The sequence below is a fragment of the Acidobacteriota bacterium genome, from assembly GCA_009691245.1.
Taxonomy (GTDB): domain Bacteria; phylum Acidobacteriota; class Terriglobia; order 2-12-FULL-54-10; family 2-12-FULL-54-10; genus SHUM01.
This window is the reverse complement of record SHUM01000085.1, coordinates 1-10,679: the sequence shown is the minus strand read 5'-3', so window position 1 is coordinate 10,679 and position 10,679 is coordinate 1. Positions and strand designations below refer to the sequence as shown.

General features: G+C 60.7%; 7 protein-coding genes and 1 pseudogene. 5 read left to right on the top strand and 3 right to left on the bottom strand.

All coding sequences use genetic code 11. The annotated features are described in order from the left end of the window. Window positions 1-296 precede the first annotated feature (296 nt). The 5 genes and pseudogenes from EXQ56_14205 (at window position 297) to EXQ56_14185 (ending at window position 5,194) form a co-directional block, all read left to right on the top strand. Window positions 297-1,565: a hypothetical protein gene (locus tag EXQ56_14205; GenBank protein MSO21575.1), complete on the top strand. Its 1,269-nt coding sequence runs from the start codon at window positions 297-299 to the stop codon at window positions 1,563-1,565. A gap of 197 nt (window positions 1,566-1,762) precedes the next feature. Beyond that, window positions 1,763-2,197, top strand: coding sequence for a hypothetical protein (locus EXQ56_14200; protein ID MSO21574.1), 435 nt, complete (start codon window positions 1,763-1,765; stop codon window positions 2,195-2,197). Next, window positions 2,194-2,883 (top strand): TolC family protein, encoded by a 690-nt coding sequence (locus EXQ56_14195; GenBank protein ID MSO21573.1) that lies wholly within the window; start codon window positions 2,194-2,196, stop codon window positions 2,881-2,883. Before EXQ56_14200 ends, EXQ56_14195 begins: the two co-directional genes overlap by 4 nt. 208 nt (window positions 2,884-3,091) lie before the next feature. Continuing rightward, a complete protein-coding gene (locus EXQ56_14190; GenBank protein MSO21572.1) occupies window positions 3,092-3,949 on the top strand; it encodes an HlyD family secretion protein in 858 nt (285 codons plus the stop codon). Between the two features lie 143 nt (window positions 3,950-4,092). Then, a pseudogene (locus EXQ56_14185) lies at window positions 4,093-5,194 on the top strand (efflux RND transporter permease subunit). A gap of 27 nt (window positions 5,195-5,221) precedes the next feature. Here EXQ56_14185 and EXQ56_14180 read toward each other — a convergent pair. From EXQ56_14180 to EXQ56_14170, 3 genes are all read right to left on the bottom strand, one after another. Then, window positions 5,222-7,690, bottom strand: a complete 2,469-nt coding sequence (locus tag EXQ56_14180) for an SAM-dependent methyltransferase (protein MSO21571.1) — start codon at window positions 7,688-7,690, stop codon at window positions 5,222-5,224. An 88-nt stretch (window positions 7,691-7,778) separates the two neighbouring features. Then, a complete protein-coding gene (locus EXQ56_14175) occupies window positions 7,779-8,696 on the bottom strand; it encodes a hypothetical protein (protein MSO21570.1) in 918 nt (305 codons plus the stop codon). After that, the gene (locus tag EXQ56_14170) at window positions 8,697-10,046 is read right to left on the bottom strand and encodes a hypothetical protein (protein ID MSO21569.1); all 1,350 of its coding nucleotides are present in this window, start codon (window positions 10,044-10,046) and stop codon (window positions 8,697-8,699) included. Window positions 10,047-10,679: the final 633 nt, after the last annotated feature.

Sequence of the window (10,679 nt, the reverse complement as noted above, 5' to 3'; positions counted from 1 at the left end):
GTTGTCTTCCCGCTGGCCACCGCCACTTCAACCTGCCGCAACACCGTTACGATCTGCTCTGGTTTGTACCTCTGCATCGGCATATTCAAATACCTCCTTCATGAGATTCTCTCTCACTTCGGCTGGTATCGAAATCGCCGGGCAGGTCAGCGGCGGTGCCGCTTGCTTGACGGGTCGGATCGGGCGATACTTTTTAGGTGGAACTTGTCCGAAGGCAAATAGTCCGTCGGAGCGCTCCGACGCATCTGGAATTCAATCAGAATCATGGGGACCAAAGATCACGGGAGCTACAGATCATGACACATGTTCGTTCGGTTCTCTTTCCCGGCGGCGGGCCGCAACTCAAGGAGTCGCTGGCCGACTATGCGCGGCGCGGCGGGTTTGAGGCATACCAAAAAGTGCTGGCGGCGGGCCGGCCCGCGGCGGTGATCGAGGAGCTGGAGAAATCGCGTCTGCGCGGGCGTGGCGGCGCAGGCTTTCCGGTGCATCAGAAGCTGGCGCTGTGCGCGGCAGCTCCGGGCGACGAAAAGTATGTCGTGGTGAATGGCGGCGAGGATGAGCCGGGGTCGCACAAGGATCGCACGTTGCTGACCTACTCGCCGCAGGCCGTGCTGGAGGGGACGCTGCTTGCGGCCTATGCCATCAACGCGGAACGGGTGATCTTCTACATCAACGAATCGTACGAGTCGGCGCATCGGCGCGTGGAGACGGCCATTCATGAGGCGCGCTCCCTCGGCTACATTGGACAGAACGTGCTGGGCTCAGGCTTCTCGGTTTCCGTGGATGTTAAGTCGGCTCCGAATCCTTACGTCGCTGGAGAAGACACTGCCGTGCTGGAGTCGATCGAGGGCCGCGCGCCCAAGCCGCGCCAGAAGCCGCCCTATCCGGTAACTGAGGGCCTCTACGGCAAGCCCACCATCGTGAATAATGTTGAGACCTTCGCCAACCTCCCGCCCATCATGCTGCACGGCGGCGATTGGTTTCGCGCCATAGGCACACAGGAAAACTCCGGGACGATGCTGTTCACGCTGAATGACGAATGGAACAATCCCGGCGTCTACGAGCTGCCCTTCGGCGCCACTGAGGGCGAGTTGCTGAACACCCTCGGCGGCGGACTGAAGAGCGGCGAGACGCTACGCGCGTTCCTGCCCGGCGGGCCGTCGAGCGCGTTTCTATTGCCTGACCCCAATCGTATCTTGAGTCCCGAAGCGATCCGCGCGGCGGGGTCGTCCATTGGCTGCGGCGTGATGCGCGGCTACGGCGAATCGGCCTGCATCATGTGCGCCGCGCACGAGATCGCGGCGTTCTTCAAGAAAGAATGCTGCGGCCAGTGCCCCGCCTGCCAGATGGAGACCAACATGCTCTTCATGACGCTCGATCGCCTGCGCCAGGGGCAGTTGCCCGTGACCGGCCTCGCTCAGGTGCCCACCGTACTGGCGTTCAATAAAGGAAAGGGTTTCTGCAGCCTCATCAACATGCCCGGCCCACCCATCACCAGCGCCATCAAACTATTCCCCGAAGACTTCGAGGCCCACGCGACGACCGGAAAGTGCCGAGGCAACTAGCGGCTGGGTCGTTGCCGCCACCGGCGCCAGCCGGACGAGCAAATACAAGCTGGAGCTTGTCACTGTGAGTTTGTAAGTTATGAGTGAGTCGATCAAGTGAGTTACTGTCGCGGCACTCCAGCCGGCGGCAGTGGCCCCTCCTCACGTGGTCATCTATTTCGGAAATGGGAATAGGCTGAAATGCGTACAATAGCCGAATGTTCTCCATTGCCACTGCCGTGATTCTCGCGCTGTTCCTCGCTGGGTGTACGCTGCGCGCTCCATCCTACCGCGCGCATGTGGATCAGGAAATTCAACTACGCACCGGGCACGAATTAAGTCCGGAGACAATCGAACCAGGGCCGCAGACCCCGGCGGGCCTCTCCTTGGCCGATGGCCTGACAGAGGAAGAGGCGGTCGGGATCGCGCTGCGGAATAATCCCGCGTTCCAGGCTGACATGGCCCAACTGGGACTGAGCCGGGCGGAACTGGTGCAGTCCGGGTTGCTGCGAAATCCGGTTATGAGCCTGCTATTTCCCGTCGGCCCCAAGCAGTTGGAGCTGTCCGCGAACTGGGCCATCGAGGCGATTTGGCAGCGTCCCGGCGCATTGCGGCGGCCCGCCTGGATCTGGAGCGAACCGCCGAGAGCTTGATCTCGAACGGCCTGGATCTGGTGCGCGACACGCGCATCGCTTACTGGGAAGCGGTGATGGCGGAGCGGCGCGCGCTGCTGGCGGAAGAGTCATCGCAGTTGCGTGGGCAGATTGCGGAGCTGGTGTTGCTCCGCTTGCGTGCCGGCGACTTGAGTGAGTTGGAATCTCTCGCCGCGCACACCGAGCGGGATGTCGCGCAAGAACAAGCCGGGCGTTCTAAAAAGGAATCAGCCATCGCCAAAGAGTGGCTACGCTCCCTGCTGGGACTTGGCCCCGAGTCATCAGGAGTTACATTGGGAGTCGCATCTGGATTTGAGATTGCTCCCGTCGAGCGGGACGTGCCCGCGCTGCCCGAAGTGAACGCGGTGGTCGCACAGGCCTTGGCATCGCGGCCCGACCTGCGAGCGATTGAACTAGGTTTGGAAGCCGCTCGGGAGCGCGCGGGTCTGGATCGCTGGAGCTACCTGAATGCCACCGTCGTCGTGGATGCCAACGCTAAGGGTACGGAGGGTTTTGAGGCGGGTCCCGGGTTGCAGGGCAGCATTCCAATCTTCGATCGCAATCAGGGATTGCTCCAGCGAGCCGATGCCGCCGTGGAAAAGGCAACCAAAGATCAACTGGCTTTGAAGCATCGCATCGAGCTGGAAGTCACTGAGTCATACGCCAGAGTAATACAGGCTAGTTAGTCACTCGACTCATGGCGGAGGACTATTCTCCCTTCATTAACTGAGTCAGTAGGCTTAACCGAGCAGACTTACCATGCCGGTGAAGTCTCCTATCTCTTCTTTTTCGAATCCACGCGGCAGCGCCTGGCGGACCGCTGGAGTGAGTTGGATGCCAAATTGTCACTGCGGCTGGCATTGGTTAGTCTGGACCGCAGCGTAGGAGCGAACATTGACGTACAACCAGACATACAACCATAAGTATCTGCTCATTGCCGCTGTGAGTTTGCTGATGGGCTTGGCGGGATGCAGTCAGTCACCCGCGGGAGCGGAGACCGCCGGCGCTCCTCCTCCCGCCAAAGTTGCGCCGCCGGCACAGGCCGGCGATACCGCCACTGTTACTTTGACGCCGCAGGCCGAGCAGCGCTTGGCGATCAGTCTGGGAACAGTCGAGCGGAAGGCGGTGGCGCGCGAGCAGAGGACGCGACAGTTGCTCCAGGACCGTGCTGGAAGCGCCCGTGCGCATGAAGAAGCGCAGGAAGAGCTGGCCGTTACCAAGGCCAACCTGTTGGCGGTTCAGGAACGGCTGAAGCGCTTGCAGCAGGCTCCCATGGACGCCGATTACAGTTTGGCGGTTACCGCTCCGCGCGACGGCATTCTGCAGAAGGTCTATGTGGTTCCGGGGCAGGTGGTGCCCACCGCAGCCGCGCTGTTCGAAGTCATCAGCCTCAATACGCTCTGGGTTCGCGTGCCTGTCTCGGTCAGCGACCGGCCCTTGCTGAATCGCGGCGCGTCGGCGTCCATTCACGGGCTGACCGGGCAAACAGAGACGGGGTCGTTGCGGGGAACGCCTGTGCAGGCGCCTCCCACGGCGGATGCGGCCACGGCCAGCGTGGATCTCTACTATGAAGTTGCAAACTTTGGTGGACGGCTGATACCGGGCGAGAAGGTTGGAGTCACTCTTTCTCTGGAAATGCGCAGGAGTCACTCGTGGTTCCTCACGCCGCCGTACTTACTGACGATCATGCTGTTTCATGGGCCTATGTGTCTTCCGATTCTGGTGTCTACCAAAGACACCGAGTTACAGTGAGTCATGTAGCCTGGCTGGAAGCGGTACTCACTGACGGCCCGACAGCGAATAGCAAGGTAGTAATAGCCGGAGCCACTGAACTGTTCGTAACTTAATTCGGCGCAGGTCACTAACTACAGCACACAAGGTACACAGGACATTCCATGAAGTGGTTACTCTCGGTCTCGCTGAACTTGCGGTTTGTGGTAGTGGCGCTGACGCTGATGCCGGCGCTGGGCCTCCTGCTGCTGCCCAAGGTCGCGGAGAGCGAAGCGCGGGAAGCGCCCGTGACTCGCTTCCTGAAAACACGCTATCGCGCGCTATTGCCTCTCGCGTTGAACAAACCCAAGCGGGCGGCCATCCTTCTGCCGATTGTATTTGGAATCACCCTGATCGCGGTTCCGTTCTTCGGCGAAGAGTTTCTCCCCAACTTTCAGGAATACGATTTCTTGATGCACTGGGTGGGCAAGCCGGGCACCTCACTCGAAGCCATGAAGCGAGTCACCGTGGAGGTGAGCAAGGAGCTGCGCGCCATACCCGGCGTGCGCAATTTCGGCTCGCACATTGGCCGCGCCGAGGTCGCCGACAAAGTGGTGGGACCCGAGTTCGCGGAGTTGTGGATCAGTCTGGACCCCGGCGTCGACTATCAGTCGACCGTGGTGCGCATCTATGGGCCGAGCCTCGATGTCCTGCGCGCGAAGGCGGCGGAGGTGGGCAAGGTGGTGGGCGAAATTCCCGGCATTGTGGACTTTAAGGTCGAGCCGCAAGTGCTGGTGCCACAAGTGGCGATTCGCATTCGCCCCGAGGTTGCGCAGCGCCTGGGCATTACGCCGGGAGCCATTCGCGCTCGTCGGCGGCGTGGCCGCGGCATTCCTGACCGGCGGAGTGTTGTCGCTGGGGTCGTTGGTTGGATTTGTAACTGTGCTGGGAATCCCCGCGCGCAACGGGATCATGATGGTCAGCCACTGGCGATACCTGGAGCAGGAGGAAGGCAAACCATTCGGCAAAGAGCTGGTCATCCAGGGTGCCGAGGAGCGCCTGTCGCCGATCCTGATGACCGCGCTGGCAACCGCTCTGGCATTGCTTCCCATCGCGCTGGGCGGCAACAAGCCCGGACATGAAATTGAGCATCCGATGGCCGTGGTAATCCTGGGCGGCCTGTTCACATCCACACTATTGAATCTTTTCCTGATGCCCCCGTTGTATCTGCGGTACCGCTCCGCGCCGTCCGCCAAGGAGGACAAAAAGGAAGACAAAGAGGAGTAGGCCGCGCGCGTGGCTCTGTTAAAGGCATCACCGCGAGGAGCCGGACTCGATTGCCCGCCGCAGATATTCGATGAGCGAGTCAGAGCCGCGGAAGACCTGGGGATCGAAGCGCGGGCCAAAGGCGGTCATGTGGTTGTAAATGGCACTTTCCTGTTGCAGGTTCAATCCCATGCCCGCCAGATATTGCATGCGCAGATTACTGTCGCGGTTGATGACGGCATCGCTTAACCACGGTCGCAGATCGCCGGCGTTGCCGATATAGGTGGAGAGCAGGTCCGCGGCGGAATAAAATCCGATCTCCTCCAGTGATTTTGCCACGCGCGCATATTCCGGAGTGTCCAGACGCGCTTCGATGCGATCCACGTTGATGGCGCCAGGCGTGCTCGACTCGGCCTGGCCCAACAGCACCACGTCATAGCCACGGCCCTGCAAGGTATTGGCGAACACAATCCCATTCGGAAACACTTCAAAAAAAGTTGCGATCTGGCTCTTCACCGTCTCCTCGTTGGTTTCGTATAACTGCACAAACTGGGTGAGTACTCCGCCGGGATTGAGCCGCCGCCGCGCCTGCTCGAAAAATTCTTTGGTGTAGAGCGCGGCCGTGCCCTTTACCCAGGGGTCAAACGGATCGGAGGTGATGCCGTCGAAGGTCTCTTTGGTGGTCAGCAGAAAGTGCCGGCCGTCATCAATCCGCACGTGGACCTTCGGTTGCTCAATCACGTTGAAGTTGTGCTGGCTGAAATATTGTGAGACCACTTTGGGAACCAGCGGTTCGATCTCCACGATGGTCTCGCGCACGAGTTGCGGTTCAATGCTGACCGCGCCCGCCGTGATCCCCGCGCCGCAGCCAATGACCAGAAAGCTGCGGGCATTCTCCGGCAGCAGCGTCGTCAGATGCCCCAATATCCGCTGTAGACGCATGTCCTGCCATTCGCTTGATGCTTGAATTTTTCCGGCGCTGTGGTAGTTCAATACTTCCTCGCCGGTGTCGGGTGAAACCGTCCGGGAGACCGCCACCGATGCAGCGAGTCCCTCAGCGGCATAGATGATTTCGGAGTTGCTGGGCGCGTTTACACGGCGGCCGTAGGCGATCAGGTCGCGCGGAGTTTCCGGCACGCTCGCGATCAGCAATGCGCTTCCCACGATGGCCAGCAGGATGGCGACGGCGGAATATTTTCTGGATGGAGTGTCTCCTGCTCCCGCCAGTGGGGTCAGCATCAGCAGCCCTGAGATCGCCGAAACCGCGATGAGCATTTGCTGGGAGCGCTGCGTGCCCATCCACGCCACCAGTAATAAACTAGTCGCGAGTGAACCCATGATCGCGCCGACGGTATTGGCTCCGTAGAGCCGTCCCACCCAGCGGCCCGGGTCCTGCTGGCGTGAAGTGATGCCTGCCAATGAAGCCAGCGCCAGTGGAAAACTCGCTCCCCAAAAGATTGCCGGAGGCAGTACCGCCCACAGCGCGCGCAGCAGATCGAAGCGCATCTGGCGCCACGGGTCGGCGGACAAAGCTGAGTCGATCGGCCAGTAGGGTAGCGAGACGGCCAATTGATAGGCGGTCCAGGCCATTGCGGCGCATAGCAATAATTGACACCAACCCAGCGCCAGGCGCGGGTGGGCTAATTTCCCCGCTCGCGCGGAACCCACACTCGCGCCGAGTCCCAGGCCCAGAAGGAACACGGCCAGGATGAGCGAGAAGGCGTAGACCGTGGCTCCAAAGATGTGCGACAGCAGTCGCGTCCAGATCACTTCAGAGGCCAGAGCGGTCACGCCCGAAAGGGCAATGGTCACGTAGACGGTCCACGCTCCCTGCGCGGGCGAATCATCTAATGCACTCGGCAACACGTTGGCCTGCGCGTCCGCCTGAGCGTAGGGGAGTGCCTTCGCCATGGCGATGCTGAGCAGCGCTACCGCGAGGTTGATGGCCAACGCAACATACGTTGCCGTCGCCACATCGTGGAAACGCAGCAGGTAGAAGCCGGCCACGAGGCTCCCCATTACCGCGCCGGCGATGTTGCCGCCATAGAAGAATCCCAGCCATGAGACCCCGCGCGGCGTGGTCTCCATCCAGCGAGAGATTACCGGCAGCGTCGCGCCCATCAAGGAAGCGGGCGGCAGCAGGCACACACCCGCCACCACTCCGCGGAATAGGAGACCTAATGCGGTCGGTCCCGCCCACGCTGTATACATGTTGGAGACGGTCGGCATGGCGAACAACAGGAGCAATCCCAGCAGGCCTATGCCCAGTTCCATCAGCGCGTACACGCGAAGCGGATGATGGCGCCGCGAAACCAGCCGGGGTGTGGCGAGGCTGCCCAGGCACATCCCGCCCATGAACATTCCCAGCAGGATGCCGAGTGAGACCGTCGACGCGCCGATGAAAAGTTCCAACAACTGGAACCACACCAGCTCATAGATCAGCGCCGAGCAGCCGCTGCACACGAAGAGCAGGATCAGCGCTAAATTTGCACGCCGCGATGAAGAAAGTGTTGTCATGATAAGGGAAAAATGAGCCGAATGCGGAAAGGACCGCGGAGGTGTTTCTCCGCGGTCCTTTCCGCATTCGAATCGGCTGGCGGCTTGCTTAAATGGGATCGGCGGGACGCGGGCTGGCAAGATTGCGGCGCTGCGGCTCGGTGTAACGCTCCGCCTTTTCCGGCGCGAAGGTCTGCCACGCTTCCTTGAAGTCCCAGGTGGTGACGTCATTTTGGGTTTTGTCGGCGGCCATCACCGTTTTGTTCTTGGGGTCCAGGGCCAGATTGCGAATCTCTTTGAAGTGGTTGTAACCGGTGGTGTAGCGCGGCTCGACATCGCCGTCGTCATCCACCGACCAGACTCCGATGAAGGCCTGCGCGTCTTCGGACTTCTGCCAGTTCAGCGGCTCGTCAGGCGACTTCTCCCGCGCACTGAACTTACGGGCGGTGGCCATGAAGTTGCGCGTGCCGGGAATCCACATAGGGCCGGCGAGAGACTTTGCGCCGCTCTTGGGTCCGCCGGTGATCTTGCGCAGCGGCTCGATGTCGCCGGAATCGGTGCGATTGTAAATGTACATCCCGTCGCGGCCTTCCACGATCAGCAAATTGTGCTCGTAGTCCACCGAGGGGATGCCGCCCAGGCCCGCCTTGGGCCCGCCGATGATGCGCAGCGGGGCCACGTCGCCCACCGCCATGCGGTCGAAGACGTGGATCATGCCGCCGCCCTGTCCGCGCGGGACGAAGTACTCGTTGTTGACCGGATCGACAGTCATCACATCGTTGAGCGCCAGTCCCGCCTTGGGGCCTTGGATGATGCGCAGCGGCGGCGTCTCGCCGTTGGCTCCGCCGGGGAAGGTTAGGATGGCGCCCGCGAAGGGCTGCGGGATCACCACCTCGTCATGGAACGCGTCGTAGAAGATGGAGTGTTGGGTGCGGCCCAGCATGGTGCCCTGGCCCTCAATTCTGCGAACCGTTTTGGCATTTCCACTCGCCAGCCTGGCGAATATCGCAATCTGCGGATGAGCCACTCAGTTGGCCGCGAGGATATGCTCGCGCTTGGTGTCATACCCGATGCGCACATTGGCCAGGGTCGGCGCGGGCATGTCTTCCGGCGCGCTGCGGATCACGCGAATGGGCGCCATGTCGCCGGTGGCGGTGCGCGGATACACCGTCGCGCGGTGATTGCCGAAGTTGGCCACCCACATTTCGTCGTGCTTGGTGTCAATGAACACGCTGCTGGGGTAATACAACTGCGTCTTCGGTCCTTTCAGCACACGAATCGGCGCCGCGTTTCCGTTGGCGTCGGTATGGAACACCAGGATGGAGTTGCCGCCGTCATTGGCGACATAAAGCTCTTCGCGCGCGGAGTCCACGTACAGGCCGGTGGGCCAATTCAATTGCGTGCGCGGGCCGGTGATGACGCGAATCGGCGCCGTGTCGCCGCGCGCCGTCTTGTCATAAACGGTGATGGAGACTGGCAGGAATCGCCCCGAGCCGTGAACGAAATTGCCGCGGCCGGTGGCCACGCGGAGATAATCCTCGCCGGGCTTCAGCTCGCGCGGCGTGGCGGTGGAGCCGAAGTTGGCCACGAACATCACGTTCTTCTTGGTGTCCAGCGCGACGCCGTGCGGATCTGCCAGCAGAGTCTTATCACCCCAGATTACCCAGGCCGGAGGATCCTCTTCGCGGGCGGTCTTGGGGAAGCCGGCCACCACATTTTCAGTCTGCCCGGTAATGATCAACTCATTAGCCGCTTCATCCACGGCCAGGCCGAACGAGCCCATCGGCGTGTGCAGCTTCCATTTCGGCTCGGTGTCGCCCTTCTGATCGCGCCCCCACACGGTCATGTGGCGCTCCGTGTCATTGTTCAGCGAGTAGATATCACCGTTGACGGGATCAATGTAGATGGCGCACTGCAACTCGAGGAAGGTCTTGGGGCCGGCGATGCGGCGCTTGGGTTCGGACATGGAAGCGTTCTTCGGGGTGTTGGTGGTGCGATCATAGACCAGCATCTGGAATAGATTTTCGTCGGCCATCACCACTTCGCCGCGCTCCATATCCACGGCCACGGCGCTGTACTGCGGAAACTCATCGCGAATCTGTCGAATGTATTTGCGCGCCGCCGTGGCAGCCTTTTGCGCGGCGGTGGGACGCACCACGCGGGTTGCCGCTGCTTGGGGACGCGCTGTCGGAGCGGCGGCGGGTGCTTGCGCCAGCGTGACGGTTACTTGCTGCCGAGGCGGCACGGCTGGGTCAGTCTGGGCGGGAGTCCTGACGGGAGTCGCTGTTTGCTCCCCTGACGCGGTGGCTAGAATTGCTGCTCCGGCCAAAACGAAGCCGAGGATCAATTTTGCTTTTAGACTTGACGAAAACTTCATCGCGAGGTCTCCTATGAAATGATACGTATGCAGTCTTGATGTTGCCGATTCGGCAATAGACAAATGGCCCATCAAGAATGAACCACGTCATGCCGAATGCTAAGAATATACACCATCCAGTTGCTAGTGGGCACTAATCTTATCTGAATTGAATGTTGCTTTACGAGCGGAACCGACAGTCCGGGACTACCCAGAATAAGAGACTCCATGCGGGTACAAATGCGCAAGTCCGCCAGAAAGAGAAAAAATGGGTGCTTCCGCTATTGACTGTTGTTAGAGTCGACGTAACCCAATGATTTTATAGTCGTTATATTCACTTTCACCGCACAATAGTGCTATTGCGCGTAAAATTGCTTGTAATTTATTATATTTCAATAAGATAGAGGCATATCACCAACAGTTGTTGGCGGAAGCACCAGATGAATGGCGAGAGCTACCGGCTCAAGGAAAGCAAAAGAACGTGCCCCGCCAAGCCTGCCAGCCGCGTGTAGTTCCGCTCTTACTATGCTCCGCACCTCGCGCGATCGGGAGGGACGGCTTCCGCTCCGGCCTAAACGCGTCCCGGCAAGCCGGGACGCAGGCCTCCGCTCCAGCCGCCCCTCCCGACCCTGACAAATCAAACCCTTACACCAT